This is a genomic window from Arthrobacter sp. B0427-1-12, assembly GCF_059092905.1.
Genome location: NZ_JBNHIC010000025.1, coordinates 17,886 through 33,109 on the forward strand (window position 1 = coordinate 17,886; position 15,224 = coordinate 33,109).

The following is a 15,224-nucleotide window of genomic DNA, read 5'->3' on the forward strand; positions in this document are numbered from 1 at the left end:
TTTGGATTGGTCAGCAGCCTAGGCCACAAAAATCATGAGCAGTCCGGCGATCAGGGCGGTTCCGCCCAGCGCCAGGATGCCAAGCCGGACCAGGCGTTCCCGTTTCAGCCGGGCTAGTCCTGCCGTTGCCGCATCAAGCGGATCCAGACCGTAGGCGCGGGCCGCCAGGACCGGCTCCGCCTCCGTTCCCGGGCGGCGGATGTCCGCGTCCGGACCTCGGCTCAGCGTGGACGCTGCCGGCACGGCGAGCGGGATGTAGGTCGTCGGCGTTGTCAACACCGGCTCGTCCACTCCCGCGGCCGGGACAAACTTCAGCGGCGTGGCCACGGCGAGGTTGTCGGGGACCGTCGGGTCGTTCCGGTCGGAACCCGGTTGCTCCTGTTCCGTCGAACCGTGCTGCAGGTCCCCGGCCTGCCGGTTCAGCGCTGCTGCACGTTGGGCCAGTGCCTGTTGCTGGGCGAGCACCACCGGATCAATGGCCAGCGGATCCTCCTGCTGGCGCCCGGCAAGCGCAGCCGCGTGTTCCCGGACCTGGACCGCCAGCTCGTCCCGTGCCGCTGCGGCCTGCTGGGCGGTCATTCGGGTGGGCGCTTCGCCGGCCGTTCCTGCCGCCGCGCGGGCGGCCTCCTCGGCGCGGCGCTGGCGCCGGCCACCGGGAACCGGAGTCCGCTGCTTTGCAGAGGGTACCGACGGCGGAATGGCATCGACCGGTCCGCCGGCTGCGCGGCGCCTCCTGCGCGGGGCAGTTGTCTCGTTGCTCATTCCCATTCACCCGGTGATCGTTGTCAGGATGCCGGCGCGGGGCCGGCCTTGGCTGGATCCGGCTCATCCAGGTAGAGCCGGTGTTTTGCGATGTACTGCACCACCCCGTCCGGCACCAGGTACCAAACGGGCAAGGCTTCGGCCACGCGCTGCCGGCAGTCCGTCGAGGAGATGGCCATCGCCGGCACTTCCAGCAGGCTGACGTCCTTCCGGCCCATGCCGTCCAGGATGTGTCCGGGCCGCGTCACTCCGACGAAATGCGCCAGGGACCACAGTTCGTTGATGTCCTTCCAGGACAGAATCTGGGCCATGGCATCGGCGCCGGTGATGAAGAACAATTCGGCTTCGGGACGTGCCGCTCGAAGATCACGCAGCGTGTCGATCGTGTAGGTCGGTCCGGGGCGGTCGATATCCACCCTGCTGACGGTAAAGCTGGGATTCGAGGCCGTGGCGATCACGGTCATCAGGTACCGGTGCTCTGCCTCGCTGACCTTCCTGCCCGATTTCTGCCACGGTTCGCCGGTGGGAACGAAGACCACTTCGTCCAGTTCGAAGACAGCCGCCACCTCGCTGGCTGCCACCAGGTGGCCGTGATGGATCGGATCGAACGTTCCGCCCATCACACCCAGGCGGAACGGCCTGTCCCTGGCTGCTTCGTCGCCCGCCCGCGGGCGCGTGGAAGCCGACCTGGCAGCTGAAACCGAAGACAAGGCGGATTAGTGAGTGGTCTCGCCGTGGTCGTGCTTGTTGGGGTGCTGACGGTGCGGATCCGCATGCTCTTCAACGACCGAGTGGCGCTTGCCGACACTGCTGAAGGACATGGTGGCGAACATCATCAGGAGGAACGCGGCCATCATGCTGACGGCAATGACCCAGGCCGGGACCGGCAGTTCAACGTGGGTTTCGGCCGTCTCGGCGGCGGTGACTGCAAGCTGTATCAGCATCAGGTTCCCTTAGAAAACTCGTACGGCTGGCCGGATAGCGCCCAGCCAGAATGGAATCATTCCTATGTTACGCGGTGGAAGGCACAGGTCCCATCACGCCGGGCTGCCAGCGTGCCGCGGAACCCGGTGAGCCTTGGTCCGCTTACTGGCGGACCTGGCCTTCGCCCTGCACGATCCACTTGGTGGTCGTCAGCTCCTGCAGCCCCATAGGTCCGCGGGCGTGCATCTTCTGCGTGGAGATGCCGACCTCGGCACCGAAGCCGAATTCACCGCCGTCGGTAAAGCGCGTGGAAGCGTTGACGATCACCGCGGCAGCATCCACCTCGTTGATGAACCGTTCGGCGTTGGCCATGTCATTGGTGATGATGGCCTCAGTATGACCGGTCGACCACTTGCGGATATGGTCCATGGCCTCGTCGAGGGTGTCGACCATCGCCACCGCCAGGTCCAGGTCCATGTACTCCCGGCCCCAGTCCTCATCGGTTGCCGGCTCGGCGGCCACATCCTGCGGGAGCCGGCCCATGATCCGGTCATCGGCGTGGATACGGACACCGGCCCGCGACAGCGCGGCCAGGACGTCGGGCAGCGCCTCGAAGTCGCGGTGCACCAGCAGCGTTTCCACCGTATTGCACACGCTGGGCCGCTGGGTCTTCGCATTGAGCAGAATGTCAACGGACATGTCCGCCGACGCGCTGCGGTCCAGATAGATATGGACATTGCCCTCACCGGTTTCGATGACCGGAACAGCGGAATTGGTGACAACGGACTGGATCAGGTCATGACCTCCGCGCGGGATCAGGACGTCGATGTAGCCGCGTGCCTTCATCAGCGCGTTGGCGCCGTCGCGGCCGTAGTCGTCCACCGTCTGGACGGCATCGGCGGGAAGACCGGCTTGCTCCAGTGCGCCGCGGATGGTCGCTACCAAAGCCTTGTTAGTGCTGGCCGCGGCACTGCCGCCGCGCAGGATCACAGCATTGCCGCTCTTCAGCGCCAGGCCGGCGATATCCACGGTGACATTCGGGCGGGCCTCATAGATGGCGGCCACGACGCCCAGCGGCACCCGCACCTGGCGCAGCCGCAGCCCGTTGGGCAGCGTCTGCCCGCGGACCACGGACCCTACGGGGTCAGGCAGGGCAGCCAGTTCCTCAAGCGCCTTTGCCAGTCCGTCGATCCGTTCGGGGGTCAGGCTGAGCCGGTCCAGCAGCGCCTTGCTGGTTCCGTTGGCCTTGCCCTTCTCCAGATCCACGGCATTCGCCGCGAGGATTGCCTCGCGCTCCGCCACGATGGCGGCCGCGATGGCGCGCAGGACCCCGTCCTTGCGGGACCGGTTCGCGGCTGCCAGAGCCCGGGAGGCAGTCCGGGAGCGCTGGGCGATCGCCTGCACTGCAGCGGTGACCTCCGACGGCGGTGCGGCAGGTGCCGGGGCCAGGGCCTGCCCGGCCGGGCTGCCGGTGCCGCCCGCGGGCACGTTCGATGTGGGAGTCACAGCTGCTTCAGTCATGCGTCCCAGTCTATCGGCCCGCAGGCGCCCCGGTCGAAGCCGCGGCAGCCGCCGGCGTCTGCCGGTTCCGGCTGTACGGGCGCCGCAGCAGGACGACGTCGTCCGCGTGGACGACAACCCGCTCATAGTCGCTGCCGAAATTCTCGGCCAGTTCCCCTGTAGTCCGGCCCAGCATGCGCGGCAGTTCGAAGGAGGTGTAGTTGACCAGGCCGTGGGCGATCACTTCGCCGCTCTCCGTTGCCAGTGCCACGGGATCTCCGGAATCGAAGTCGCCGCTCACCGAGGTGATGCCTGCCGGCAGCAAAGAACGCCGCCGCTGCATGGCCCGCGCCGCCCCGTCGTCGAGGATCAGGGTGCCCTGGATCCGCGCCAGGTGCGCCAGCCACAACAGCCGGATGGGCTTGCGGTTTCCGGTGACGCTGAACCAGGTTCCTACGTCCTCGCCGTTCAGCGCGGCCCGGGCGTTCGGCGTCGACGTCACCAGGGCCGGGATGCCGGAGGCGGAAGCAATGGTCGCGGCTTCGACCTTGGTGACCATCCCGCCGGAACCGACGCCGGCACGGCCGATGGTACCGATCTTCACACCGTCAAGGTCCTCCGGACCGTGCACCTGCGGAATCCGCTTGGCGCCCTCGGACGGTGGCCCGTCATAGAGCGAGTCGACATCGGACAGCAGCAGCAGCGCCTCGGCCTTCACCAGGTTCGCCACCAGCGCAGCAACCCGGTCGTTGTCGCCGAACCGGATTTCCTGCGTCGCCACCGCGTCGTTTTCATTGACGATGGGTATGACGCCCAGGTTCAGCAGCCGTTCAAGGGACCGGTGGGCATTGGCGTAGTGCTTCCGGCGGATCAGGTCCTCCACGGTCAGCAGGACCTGGCTGACGGTGACGCCATGGGCGCCGAAGGCGTGCGTGTAGCGGGCCATGAGCAGCCCCTGGCCTACGCTCGCGGCCGCTTGCTGGGTGGCAAGGTCCCGGGGACGCCTGTCAAGTCCCAGCGGAGCCAGCCCGGCGGCGATCGCCCCCGATGACACGAGGATCACTTCGGTGCCGCGGTTGCGCAGTTCGCCGAGGACGTCCGCGAGCCCGATCAGCGCTTCCTCGTCGATGCCGCCGGCCAGGGAGGTCAGGGACGACGAACCGACCTTGACGACCACCCGCTTGGCCTTGGGCAGATCCGTCCTCGTGACTACGGGACTCTTCTCGCGCTTAATGCTGATCGCCCTCCACGTCCTTGGCAGCGTCACCGGCCGCATCCGCGGCACTATCCTCAGCGGCAGCCTGCCGGCCCTGCCGCCCGGCGGCCGACTCGGTCCAGATACCGGCCTGGCGTTCCGCCTCCAGTTCGGCGCGCGCGGCGGCCTTGGCATCCTTGCGCTCCTGGTATTCCTCGCGCTTCTGGCTGCGGGTGGGCCGTTCCCAGTCCGCGAAGCGCACGTCGGTGCCGCGCGGGCCTCCCAGCAGTTCCGCACCGGTGACCATCGTCGGTTCCCAGTCAAAGACGACGCCGTCGCCCTCGCCAATCACGATGGTGTCCCCCGGCTTGGCACCGCTCTTGAACAACTGGTCCTCGATGCCCAGCTTGGCCAGCCGGTCGGCCAGGTAGCCAATGGCTTCCTCGTTCGTGAAATCCGTCTGCTTGACCCAGCGCTCGGGTTTCTCCCCCAGAATGCGGAACAGCGGCTCCAGGTTCTTCTCCTCGCGGCGGATCGTGAAGCCGGCCTCGTTGACCGCCCGCGGGCGCAGCACCGGGGGCGCCACCTTCGGCGGTGCGGCCTTGACGGACTCCCGGGCGGCCTTCACGATTTCGGCCATGGCGAACCCCAGTTCGCGCAGGCCCTCGTGCGAGGCGGCGGAGACCTCGAATACCCGGTAGCCGCGGGACTCCAGTTCCGGGCGGACAAACTCCGCCATGTCCCGGCCATCCGGCACATCGACCTTGTTCAGGGCCACGAGCTTGGGGCGTTCATTGAGCGGCACCACAGCGCCGTCGGTGCCGGCGTAGCTCATGTCGACGGCGTACCTGTCCAGCTCCCGCTCGATGACGGCCAGGTCGTTCAGCGGATCCCGGTCCGGCTCCAGGGCCGCACAGTCCAGTACATGCACCAGCGCGGCACAGCGTTCCACGTGGCGCAGGAAGTTGTGCCCCAGTCCCTTGCCTTCGCTGGCGCCCTCGATCAGTCCGGGCACGTCGGCAATGGTGAAGCGCACGTCACCGGCCTGGACGACGCCCAGGTTGGGTATCAGCGTGGTGAAGGGGTAGTCCGCGATCTTGGGCCGGGCCGCCGACATGGCGGCGATCAGGCTGGATTTGCCGGCGGACGGGAAACCGACCAGTGCGATGTCGGCGATTGATTTCAGTTCCAGCACGATGTCCCGGGCTTCGCCGGGAATGCCTAGCAGTGCGAAGCCGGGCGCCTTCCGCTTCGCCGAGGACAGGGCGCTGTTGCCGAGTCCGCCCTGGCCGCCGGCAGCGGCCACGAATTCGGTTCCCTCACCCACCAGGTCCGCCAGGACCTGGCCGTCCGTGGTCTTGACCACCGTCCCGTCCGGAACCGGCAGGATGAGGGTCTCGCCGTTGCGGCCGCCCCGCCAGTCCCCCATCCCCGGGCCGCCGTTGGTGGCGTGCCGGTGGGGCGCGTGATGGTAGTCCAGCAGTGTCGTCGTCTGGGCGGAGACGCGAAGGATCACATCGCCCCCGTTGCCGCCGTTGCCGCCGTCGGGCCCGCCCAGGGGCTTGAATTTCTCACGCTTGACAGAGACACAGCCATGACCGCCCGTTCCTCCGGATACGTGCAGAACCACCCGGTCCACAAAGCTTGCCATGAGTCTCCTTGATGCAGAATTGCCTGACACCGATTCTAGTCGGCTTAAAAAACAGGTGGGGTGAGCCTCGAAGGCTCACCCCACCCTAAAGTTATTGCAACCTGGGCCTGCCCAGGGTCCCTGCCGCTCCCGGGACGACTGTCCAGGGAAGCGCCCGGGAATTATTCAGCTGCAGCAGCAGTGACGATGTTCACCACGCGGCGGCCACGGCGAGTACCGAACTCGACCGCACCGGCCTCGAGGGCGAACAGCGTGTCATCTCCGCCGCGGCCGACGTTAGCGCCCGGGTGGAAGTGGGTGCCCCGCTGGCGCACGATGATTTCGCCCGCGGAAACAACCTGACCACCAAAGCGCTTGACGCCCAGACGCTGAGCGTTGGAATCGCGACCGTTGCGAGTGGAGCTCGCACCCTTCTTATGTGCCATTTGAATGCCTACCTTTTGTGTCTGTGAAACTACTACCCAGAGGCCGGGCCGGCGGTGCCGGCGGCCACCGAAGTTCTACTTGATGCCGGTGATCTTGACCTTGGTCAGTTCGGAACGGTGACCCTGGCGCTTCTTGTAGCCGGTCTTGTTCTTGAACTTCTGGATAACAATCTTCGGACCACGCAGGTTTTCGACGACCTCGGCCGTAACCTTGACCTGTGCCAGGTCGCTCGCTGCGGAGGTGACCTTGTCGCCGTCAACCAGGAGCAGTGCAGGCAGCTCGAAGGTGCTACCGGCTCCACCGGGGACGCGGTCAAGGGTCACGAGGTCTCCAACGGAAACCTTTTCTTGGCGGCCGCCTGCGCGGACAATCGCGTACACCACTTGGGAACTCACTTCTCTCGACGTTTATACATTGCTGCGCGGGTTAGCAGGGGTCAATCCGATCACCGCATGTGGATCTTCGGCGGATCGCTGCATTGACTGGCTGCTTGCGCTTGTGCAGCCACGCCTTCGGGAAAATCCGATAGAAAGCGTTGGCACCGAAGATCTAGATTACGCTAGTGGGCCCATTCCCCGCAAATAGGCTGGTCACCGGCGTGGCGGCGGGGCGCATCGAAGAATTCCAGTTCGTAGCGGGCGGACGCGGCGAAGGCTTTCCGCATCCGTTCGCGCTCGGCGGCCCCGGCCGCGGCTGCTGCACGGTCCATGATCGCCACCGCCGTCCGGGTGGCGGCAGCGAAGACCTCATCGGCGTAGGTCTGAAGCCAGCCGCTGTACGGATGTTCTGCGCCCGCCGGCCCGCCGCTGTTCCGATGCTGCGTGTGCAGGGTCTCGCCCACGTGGGCATAGAGCCAGTAGCAGGGCAGCACGGCAGCAACCAGTTCACCGTAGCTGCCGCCCGCAGCCGTCGCAGTCAGATGGTCCACATAGGCCTTGGTCACCGGTCCGGGCACCGCTGCCGCCTGGGGATGCTGCGACAGCCACGTCCGGTGCAGCTCCGCTTCTACCTCGATGCAGTTCCGGGCACCCGACGCCCAGAAGAGCTGCTCCTCCTCGGACGGCGCCAGTGCGCTGGCGCGTGCCAGCACCCGGGAATACCCGTTCAGGTACAGCGCATCCTGCGCCAGGTAGTACGCGAAATGCTCCGTCGGCAGAGTCCCGTCGGCAAGCTGCCGGATAAAGTCCAGCTCATAGATGCCCTCCCGCCAGTGCTCCGTTTCCTGCCAGACCTCGCGGCTGAACTGGTCCCCCAGCGGCGCCGCCGCGCTGCGCAGGTGGTAGAAGTGGTGGATCGGACCGCTGCCCCGGCCCACCTCCAGCGCGTCCGCATGCTCCAAGGCTCCCTGCAGCCATGCCTTCACCCGGCGCAGCGAGGCCAGCCAGTCCCCCGTCTGCGCCTGGACCGTAGCCATGGCCGAGGACAGCGAACATCCCGTGCCATGGGTGTTGCGGGTAGCCACCCGCGGCGAAGTCAGTTCGAAGACTTCCCCGCCCAGCAGGCCTTGTGTGTTGACCAGGGCATCCGGGCTGTCCACCGTCGCGAAATGACCGCCCTTGACCAGGACCGTGGTTTTCATTCCCTTGGACAGGCGCTTGCCCTGCTCCACCGCCTCGGCCCAGCTCCCGGCCAGCGGTTCATTGACCAGCACTGCCAGTTCCGGCAGGTTGGGCGTGACCAGATCGGCCAGGCCCGCCAGTTCGCGCAGGGCCTCCTCGGCTTCGGCTGCCAGCAGCCGGTCGCCACTGGTGGCCACCATCACCGGATCCAGCACGACGACGGCGGGACGCACCGTGAGCAGCCACCGGCGCACGGTCTCGATCACCGCGGCATCGGCCAGCATGCCGATCTTCACCGCGTCGATGGCAACATCGTCGCTGACGGCCTCGAGCTGCTCCTGGAGGAACTCCAGCGGCGGCGTGTGGACCGAGCGCACTCCCTGGGTGTTCTGGGCTACCAGGGCGGTGACGACGGCCATGCCGTACCCGCCGTTGGCGCCGATGCTCTTCAGGTCCGCCTGGATTCCCGCCCCTCCGCTGGGGTCGGTGCCGGCGATGCTCAGCACCCTGGGGACGCTCCGCAGGGCGGGGCCGGTGGTCATGGCTGGGTCAAAAGAATTGCGAACGCTCATTCGCGACATCCCTCCGCTAGGTAATGCGCAGCAGTCTTCCTGCCGCCGCGGACTGATTTCCGCCGGCTCCTGCTGCGCGCTAGATCAGGTTCAACGGGTATGGATCTCAGCCCGGATCGGTCCGGACACCCCGTGTCACTGAGCACACTTTATAGCAACGGAGGTCCAGCAAGGGAACGGCCATACCCCCCGAACGTGTCCCGGGGCTTCTGCGGCTAGTCTCGATGGGGACAGGGCCCAGTTTCACTGCAAATCTATGAAGACGCGGGATTTCGTGTCGGTGGCTGCGCCGAACCGGCAGGTACCACAGGAGGCCGACTTCCGTCGTAGGCCGAATCTCGCACGTGATGGACAGGAGGCTGAGGTGGCCGAGACGACGATGGTGGCCGAGGTGATGGCCGAGCTGGCCGAGCTCGAGGATCCGAAAACACGCGAGGTGAACGAGAAACACGGTGACGATCACGGTGTGAACCTCAGCAAGCTGCGCGTGCTCGCGAAGCGGCTGAAGACGCAGAAGGAACTCGCGTGCCAGCTCTGGGAGACGGATGACACCGCGGCGAGACTGCTGGCGATCCTGATCTGCCGCCCGACGGCGTTCGAGCGTGACGATTTGGACGTCATGCTGCGCGAGGCGCGCACCCCCAAGGTGCACGACTGGCTCGTGAACTACGTGGTGAAGAAGAACCCACACGCCGAAGAGCTGCGCCTGGCCTGGTCCGCCGATCCGGATCCAGTGGTCGCGAGTGCCGGCTGGGCGCTGACCACCGAACGCGTGACAAAGAAGCCCGAGGGCCTTGACCTCGCGGGACTGCTCGATGTCATCGAGGCAAAGATGAAACACGCCCCGGATCGCCTGCAGTGGGCGATGAACCACTGCCTGGCTCAGATCGGGATCGAATACGCCGAGCACCGCACCCGTGCAATCGACATCGGTGAGCGCCTGGAGGCGCTCAAGGACTACCCGACTTCCCCGGGCTGCACATCTCCGTTCGCGCCCATCTGGATCACCGAGATGGTGCGCCGACAGCACGATAAGTAGGAAGGTTCGCGCTCACGCTCGTGCCGCCACGCGGCAGCGCGGTCACAGCGGTGACAAGGCGGTTCGACCTAACCGACCCGCATTGGGCGACGTGCGAAACGCAGAACAGCGGGCGGCCTCCCAAGGGGGACCGCCCGCTGGCTGTTGCCATCACTGGACCTGGGAAGCAGGTATCAGAGCTCCGACGCGGGAACGCCCACACCCAGGATCGTCGGTTCGGCGGCCGGTTCCGCGGCGGGCTTCCGCTGCGTCAGGGATGCCGCGTGCGTGTGCGTCTGGCCGCCGTCGGCCGCCGCCGCCCCACCCACCGTGGATTCGTGCCGCTCGATCCTGCTCTCGTCCGCCGTGCCCTGGGCGAGGCTGGCCGCGCGGCGCTTGCGGGGACGCCGTACTGTGCCGCTGGCCGGTGGCAGCTGGCCGCCTGGGCGCCCGGGCGGCACCTGGGCCTGTTCCCCCGCCTTCTCCGTAGTCTTGGCCTGCTCCCGCTGTGCCGCCGGCTCAGCCGTTCCGGCTTCCGCTTCCACGGGGAACCTGCTGAAAGCCGCAGTCAGGCTTTCCAGGGTGAGCGTCGGCTCCTCCCGCTGTGCCGCCATCGCATGCTCGCCGCGCGGCAGCTCAACAGTCTCCCCGCCGATGGTGAGCACCTCGGGCAGCCGGGCCTTTCCGCCGGTTCCGGCGTCAGGCGCTGAGGAGGCGGCCGGGGCTGCCGGGGCGCCTTCCGGGTGGGCAGCATGTTCCTGGGCCTCGTGCGCGGCGTGGGCGGCGGCAGCGATGTTGGCCAGCGCGGCACGGGTCGCCTGCGCGCGCGCCTGGCGGGCCGCGTCGTCGTCCGGCTTGTGCTCCTCCGCCACAGCGGCAGCCTCCGGCTGCTGGGCCTCCTTGCCGCGGCGGTTGCGCTTGCGTTCGCTGCGGGACTGCTTCTCCTGGCGCAGGTGCTGCTCGCGGTTCTCGGAGGCCACGGCACGGGCGTGTCGGTGCTCCACGGGCTCGTCATGCGTGATGACGCCGCGGCCGGCACAGGTTTCGCAGGCCTCGCTGAAGACTTCGAGCAGTCCCGTGCCCATCCGCTTGCGCGTCATCTGGACCAGGCCCAGGGAGGTGACCTCGGCCACCTGGTGCTTGGTGCGGTCCCGGCCCAGGCATTCAACCAGCCGCCGCAGCACCAGCTCGCGGTTGGACTCGAGGACCATATCGATGAAGTCGATTACGATGATGCCGCCGATATCCCGCAGCCGCAGCTGGCGGACAATCTCCTCGGCCGCCTCCAGGTTGTTCTTGGTGACGGTTTCCTCGAGGTTGCCACCGCTGCCGGTGAACTTGCCGGTATTGACGTCCACCACGGTCATGGCTTCGGTGCGGTCGATGACCAGCGATCCGCCGGAGGGCAGGAAGACCTTCCGGTCCAGCGCCTTGCTGATCTGCTCATCGATGCGGCTGGCGGCGAAAATATCCTCGTCCTTGGTCCACTTCTCCAGCCGCTCCACCAGGTCGGGGGCCACATAGGTCACGTAGGCCTCGATCGTGTCCCATGCCTCTTCGCCGGAGACAATCAGCTTGGAGAAGTCCTCGTTGAAGACGTCGCGGACCACCTTGATGGTCAGGTCCGGCTCACCGTACAGCAGTTCGGGGGCCAGCGTCTTGGTGGAGTTGGCCTTGCGCTCGATCTCTTCCCACTGCGCCCGCAGCCGGTTGATGTCGTGGGTGAGTTCTTCCTCGCTGGCGCCCTCGGCGGCCGTGCGGACAATGACGCCGGCGTTCTCCGGCAGGCGGTCCTTCAGGATCTTCTTCAGCCGGTTGCGTTCGACGTCGGGAAGCTTCCTGGAGATACCCGTCATCGAGCCGCCCGGAACGTACACCAGGTAGCGCCCGGGCAGTGAAATCTGGCTGGTCAGACGGGCGCCCTTGTGGCCCACCGGATCCTTGGTGACCTGCACAAGGACCGAATCGCCGGACTTGAGCGCCAGTTCGATCCGGCGCGGCTGCCCGTCCAGGTTGGCCGCGTCCCAGTTCACTTCGCCGGCGTACAGCACGGCGTTGCGTCCGCGTCCGATGTCGATGAACGCGGCCTCCATGCTGGGCAGCACATTCTGCACCTTGCCCACGTAGACGTTGCCGATCAGCGAATCCTGCTGCGTCTTGGAAACGAAATGCTCGGCCAGCACCCCGTCCTCCAGCACGCCGATCTGGATCCTGTCGGCGCGCTGGCGCACCACCATCTGGCGGTCCACGGACTCGCGCCGGGCCAGGAACTCCGCCTCGGTGATCACCTGGCGCCGGCGGCCCGACTCACGGGACTCGCGGCGGCGCTGCTTCTTGGCCTCCAGCCTGGTCGATCCCTTGACGCCTGCCACCCGGCTCGACGCAGGGGCCTCGGCGTGCTGCCGCGGAGCCCGCACGCGGGTCACCGTGTTCGGCGGATCGTCGTCGTGGCCGCCGGTCAGTTCCAGGTCCTGGTCTCCGCGGCGCCGGCGGCGCCGGCGGCGGGAGGTGACGCCTTCTTCGGCGGCTTCCTGCTCGTCGGGGCTGCCTTCCGGCTCCTCGATGGCTGCGACGGCTTCCGTGCCGGCCTCGCCGCGGCGCCCTCCGCGACCCCGGCGATTACGACGGCCGCGCGCGCCTTCCGCCTCTTCCTCGGCTTCTTCCTCAGCCGGTTTGGCGGAAGGAACAGCGGCCTGGACGGCGCTCAGATCGGGGGCATGGAACAGCAGGGATACTGGGGATTCGGGAATGGCGAAGGGGTTGAGGCTTTGGACGAACTCCTGCTTACCGGCGGGCTTCTCCTCCGTGGGCGTCTCCCCGCCCGCTTCGGCTGAGTCCGCTTCGGCGGTAACCGGTGCCGGCGCTTCCTGAACCGTATCTTCGGCCGCGGCCGCGGTGGCGCCGGCTTCCTCCGACGGACCCTCCGCCTCGGCAGCCTTGCGGCGACGGGCAGGCCGACGCTTCGACGCCGGCGGTACTGCCGGCTCCGTGCCGGCTGCCGGGGCCTCTTCCGAGGCCACATCCTCCGAAGCCGCTTCCTCGGAAACTGCCTCCTGAGGAGTCAGTCCGTCAACGATCACTGCCCCGGACTTCTCCGCCGCGGTCGTCCGGGCACGGGTGGTGCGGCGCACCGTCCGTTTCGGGGCCGGCTCTTCCTGCTCCGGCTCTTCCTGCCCGGACTGCATCTGCTCGTAGTGGGCTTCGGCCAGTTCGACAGCCTCACGGATCACGCGTCCCACCGCATCCGCAGGTTGTTCCCCGCCGGTCCCGCCGGCCGCGGACGGCTCCGGTCCAGCTGCGGCGGGGGCCGACGTCGTTGTCCGGCGCCGGGTGGTCCGCCGGACCGTCCGCTTCAGCGCCTCTGCGTCGGTATCGGTGGCGGCCGGGTCCGCGGCCTGCGCTTCGGCTGCCGGGGACACCGGCTGGGATTCCGCCGGTGCTTCTGTACCAGCGGGTACTTCTGTATCAACAGCTTCCAACTGTTCGCCGGATGCTGCAGTTGTCTCGTTATTTTCCATATGTGGCTATACTCCAGCCCTTGCGGCACCGTCCACATCCCGGTGCCCTCGGGGGCAGTTATGCCGGCTGTCCGCGGGCCCTGGGCCGCACGTCAGCCGGAAGACGTATTTGTGTCATCCGAGGTCGCGCCAGCTGTGGGGCGCGGCATCACTCGAAGACCAGCGGCGCTTTTCCTGCTGCCGTAATTTCTGTCTTCGGCAGTTCCAGCGGCGGATTCCGCACCCCCATCCGGATGATGGGCTCATCGTGCGGGAAGCATCGCCGTCGAAGCCGGAAGCCTGTCGCTGGACCAATAACGGAATGTGGTTCCGTCACCAGCCACAGTCATTGTCTCATACAGCCGGAAACCTGCACGGGATCTGCCCGGTCTACAATCGAGGAACGGCTACGAATGGTCAAGGAGGTTAGGTGAAAAACAATGCGCCCGGCGGAATGACGGCCCCGAATCCGGCTCCGGCCGAAAGTGTCCGTCCTGCCGGCGCGGGCTTCGCGAAACCCCGTACCTTCGGCATCGTGCTGCTGATCACCGGCGTCGTCGGATGGCTGGCTTCCGGGATCCTGGTCCTGGAGCGGCTTGCCGTCTATGCGGATCCGGGCCACGTCACCAGCTGCGATGTGAATCCGTTCGTCTCCTGCGGCGCGGTCTTCCAGACCTGGCAGGCATCGCTCTTCGGCTTTCCGAATCCGCTGATCGGAATCGTCGCCTTCGCAGTGCCCATCACGACGGCGATGGCCCTCCTTGGCGGCGCGCAGTTCCGCCGTTGGTACTGGATCGGCCTGCAGGCCGGCGTCACTCTGGGCTTCGCCTTCGTCGTCTGGCTCTGGAGCCAGGCGCTGTTCGATATCTATATCCTCTGCATCTACTGCATGGTCGTGTGGGCGGCCATGATCCCCCTGTTCGTCCTGACGACGATCCGGAACCTGGCCCACGGCGTCATCAAGGCACCGGCAGGACTGGTTAACGTCCTGTCCGACTGGGCGTGGATGATCGTCGTGCTGCTGTGGGTCGGCACCGCCGCATCGGTCTTCTTCCGCTTCATCAACGCGTTCATCGGCGTCTGACGGCGGGCAGAATCACGCAGGGGCCCGCATCACCGGTGTGATGCGGGCCCCTGCGTATGGTGCCTCGACTGCCGGTTCCGGCAGCGCCGCCGGCTACTGGAACCAGATCTTGATCTCCCGCTCGGCGGACTCGGGCGAATCCGAACCATGCACCAGGTTCTGCTGGACCTTCAGGCCCCAGTCCCGGCCGAAGTCGCCGCGGATGGTGCCCGGTGCCGCCGTCGTCGGATCAGTGGTGCCGGCCAGCGAGCGGAAGCCTTCGATCACGCGCTGCCCCTCGAAGACGGCAGCCACGAGGGGGCCGCTGAGCATGAACTCCACCAGCGGCTCGTAGAAGGGCTTGCCCGCGTGCTCGGCGTAGTGCTCTTCGAGCAGTTCGCGGGTAGCGGTCATCAGCTTGAGTTCCACCAGCTTGTAGCCCTTGGCCTCGATCCGTCCCATGATGCTTCCGGTCAGGTTCCTTGCCACGCCATCCGGCTTGATCAGCACTAGGGTGCGCTCAATGCTCACAGTTGCTCCTTGTCTTCCGAGATCGTCATCCGTTCCTTAGCCTACTGCTTGCTCAGCTGCCGTCCGCTTCCGGCTCCGGGTTATTGCCCGGCTGGGGATTGCTGCGCTCCCATGCCGCCTGTTCCCGATCCCGGCGGGCGTTCTCGCGGTCCAGCCGTCCGCCGGTGCGCAGCCCGTACCACCAGGCCGCGGCGAACATCGCCCCGACGATGAACATCATCGATTCGACGAAACCCGTCGCGATCAGCACGAGCTGGAGGATCCAGCCGAGTGCGTAACCGAACGGCCGGGTCAGCAGCGCGCAGGAGATCACCAGAACGATGCTCAGCGCGATACCGGCGGTAAGGATCACCGGCTGGGGAATCCTGTCATCATGCAGTCCGAATGCCACCAGCGTGGCGAAGAAGACGACGAATGCCTCCAGGGTCAGCACCACGGAGGAAAACATCACCTTGATCGACCGGCGCTTTTTGGGCATATCGGGGCGCCATTCACGCTGCGCCTTGGTTAGCCGTGCCATCTGTGT

The 15,224-nt window shown here is 66.9% G+C and carries 14 protein-coding genes; 2 read left to right on the forward strand and 12 right to left on the reverse strand.

Translation table 11 applies throughout. From position 1 onward, the window contains the following. Nucleotides 1-18 precede the first annotated feature (18 nt). The 9 genes from AC5RWU_RS15030 to thiD form a co-directional block, all read right to left on the reverse strand. The gene (locus tag AC5RWU_RS15030; protein WP_494032285.1) at nucleotides 19-762 is read right to left on the reverse strand and encodes a hypothetical protein; all 744 of its coding nucleotides are present in this window, start codon (nucleotides 760-762) and stop codon (nucleotides 19-21) included. 23 nt (nucleotides 763-785) lie between these two features. Then, nucleotides 786-1,391 carry a nicotinate-nucleotide adenylyltransferase gene (gene nadD / locus AC5RWU_RS15035; RefSeq protein ID WP_494032304.1) on the reverse strand — a complete coding sequence of 202 codons (606 nt, stop codon included), beginning with the start codon at nucleotides 1,389-1,391 and terminating at the stop codon, nucleotides 786-788. 87 nt (nucleotides 1,392-1,478) lie between these two features. Beyond that, complete coding sequence (locus AC5RWU_RS15040) at nucleotides 1,479-1,706, reverse strand: hypothetical protein (RefSeq protein ID WP_494032284.1); 228 nt, start codon at nucleotides 1,704-1,706, stop codon at nucleotides 1,479-1,481. Nucleotides 1,707-1,848: 142 nt separating this feature from the next. After that, nucleotides 1,849-3,207, reverse strand: coding sequence for a glutamate-5-semialdehyde dehydrogenase (locus AC5RWU_RS15045; protein WP_494032283.1), 1,359 nt, complete (start codon nucleotides 3,205-3,207; stop codon nucleotides 1,849-1,851). Between the two features lie 10 nt (nucleotides 3,208-3,217). Next, entirely contained in the window at nucleotides 3,218-4,420 is a 1,203-nt protein-coding gene (gene proB, locus AC5RWU_RS15050; protein WP_494032303.1) for a glutamate 5-kinase, read from the reverse strand. Then, the gene (obgE, locus tag AC5RWU_RS15055) at nucleotides 4,416-6,032 is read right to left on the reverse strand and encodes a GTPase ObgE (RefSeq protein ID WP_494032282.1); all 1,617 of its coding nucleotides are present in this window, start codon (nucleotides 6,030-6,032) and stop codon (nucleotides 4,416-4,418) included. Before obgE ends, proB begins: the two co-directional genes overlap by 5 nt. A gap of 161 nt (nucleotides 6,033-6,193) precedes the next feature. Beyond that, the gene (gene rpmA / locus AC5RWU_RS15060; protein ID WP_494032281.1) at nucleotides 6,194-6,457 is read right to left on the reverse strand and encodes a 50S ribosomal protein L27; all 264 of its coding nucleotides are present in this window, start codon (nucleotides 6,455-6,457) and stop codon (nucleotides 6,194-6,196) included. Nucleotides 6,458-6,532: 75 nt separating this feature from the next. Beyond that, nucleotides 6,533-6,841 (reverse strand): 50S ribosomal protein L21, encoded by a 309-nt coding sequence (gene rplU / locus AC5RWU_RS15065; RefSeq protein WP_494032302.1) that lies wholly within the window; start codon nucleotides 6,839-6,841, stop codon nucleotides 6,533-6,535. 176 nt (nucleotides 6,842-7,017) lie between these two features. Beyond that, entirely contained in the window at nucleotides 7,018-8,589 is a 1,572-nt protein-coding gene (thiD, locus tag AC5RWU_RS15070) for a bifunctional hydroxymethylpyrimidine kinase/phosphomethylpyrimidine kinase (protein ID WP_494032280.1), read from the reverse strand. A 379-nt stretch (nucleotides 8,590-8,968) separates the two neighbouring features. Between thiD and AC5RWU_RS15075 the strand changes: the two genes are divergently transcribed. Continuing rightward, nucleotides 8,969-9,628 (forward strand): DNA alkylation repair protein, encoded by a 660-nt coding sequence (locus AC5RWU_RS15075; protein WP_494032301.1) that lies wholly within the window; start codon nucleotides 8,969-8,971, stop codon nucleotides 9,626-9,628. Between the two features lie 173 nt (nucleotides 9,629-9,801). On the opposite strand, the gene AC5RWU_RS15080 is transcribed toward AC5RWU_RS15075, so the two are convergent. Beyond that, entirely contained in the window at nucleotides 9,802-13,125 is a 3,324-nt protein-coding gene (locus tag AC5RWU_RS15080) for an Rne/Rng family ribonuclease (protein WP_494032279.1), read from the reverse strand. Between the two features lie 433 nt (nucleotides 13,126-13,558). Here AC5RWU_RS15080 and AC5RWU_RS15085 point away from each other — a divergent pair, with 433 nt between their 5' ends. Continuing rightward, nucleotides 13,559-14,188 (forward strand): vitamin K epoxide reductase family protein, encoded by a 630-nt coding sequence (locus AC5RWU_RS15085; protein WP_494032300.1) that lies wholly within the window; start codon nucleotides 13,559-13,561, stop codon nucleotides 14,186-14,188. 93 nt (nucleotides 14,189-14,281) lie between these two features. Here the strand turns inward: AC5RWU_RS15085 and ndk are convergent, their stop codons facing one another. Both ndk and AC5RWU_RS15095 read right to left on the reverse strand, forming a co-directional pair. After that, nucleotides 14,282-14,698: a nucleoside-diphosphate kinase gene (ndk, locus tag AC5RWU_RS15090; protein ID WP_494032278.1), complete on the reverse strand. Its 417-nt coding sequence runs from the start codon at nucleotides 14,696-14,698 to the stop codon at nucleotides 14,282-14,284. A 52-nt stretch (nucleotides 14,699-14,750) separates the two neighbouring features. Beyond that, complete coding sequence (locus AC5RWU_RS15095) at nucleotides 14,751-15,218, reverse strand: DUF4233 domain-containing protein (RefSeq protein WP_494032277.1); 468 nt, start codon at nucleotides 15,216-15,218, stop codon at nucleotides 14,751-14,753. Nucleotides 15,219-15,224 lie beyond the last annotated feature (6 nt).

What these genes read in the sequence shown, in the direction of transcription:
- obgE (WP_494032282.1), bottom strand. Translation starts at nt 6,032, where the DNA reads ATGGCAAGCTTTGTGGACCGGGTGGTTCTGCACGTATCCGGAGGAACG.
- AC5RWU_RS15085 (WP_494032300.1), top strand. Translation starts at nt 13,559, where the DNA reads ATGACGGCCCCGAATCCGGCTCCGGCCGAAAGTGTCCGTCCTGCCGGC.
- AC5RWU_RS15045 (WP_494032283.1), bottom strand. Translation starts at nt 3,207, where the DNA reads ATGACTGAAGCAGCTGTGACTCCCACATCGAACGTGCCCGCGGGCGGC.
- AC5RWU_RS15040 (WP_494032284.1), bottom strand. Translation starts at nt 1,706, where the DNA reads ATGCTGATACAGCTTGCAGTCACCGCCGCCGAGACGGCCGAAACCCAC.
- thiD (WP_494032280.1), bottom strand. Translation starts at nt 8,589, where the DNA reads ATGAGCGTTCGCAATTCTTTTGACCCAGCCATGACCACCGGCCCCGCC.
- AC5RWU_RS15080 (WP_494032279.1), bottom strand. Translation starts at nt 13,125, where the DNA reads ATGGAAAATAACGAGACAACTGCAGCATCCGGCGAACAGTTGGAAGCT.
- AC5RWU_RS15030 (WP_494032285.1), bottom strand. Translation starts at nt 762, where the DNA reads ATGAGCAACGAGACAACTGCCCCGCGCAGGAGGCGCCGCGCAGCCGGC.
- rpmA (WP_494032281.1), bottom strand. Translation starts at nt 6,457, where the DNA reads ATGGCACATAAGAAGGGTGCGAGCTCCACTCGCAACGGTCGCGATTCC.
- AC5RWU_RS15095 (WP_494032277.1), bottom strand. Translation starts at nt 15,218, where the DNA reads ATGGCACGGCTAACCAAGGCGCAGCGTGAATGGCGCCCCGATATGCCC.
- AC5RWU_RS15075 (WP_494032301.1), top strand. Translation starts at nt 8,969, where the DNA reads ATGGTGGCCGAGGTGATGGCCGAGCTGGCCGAGCTCGAGGATCCGAAA.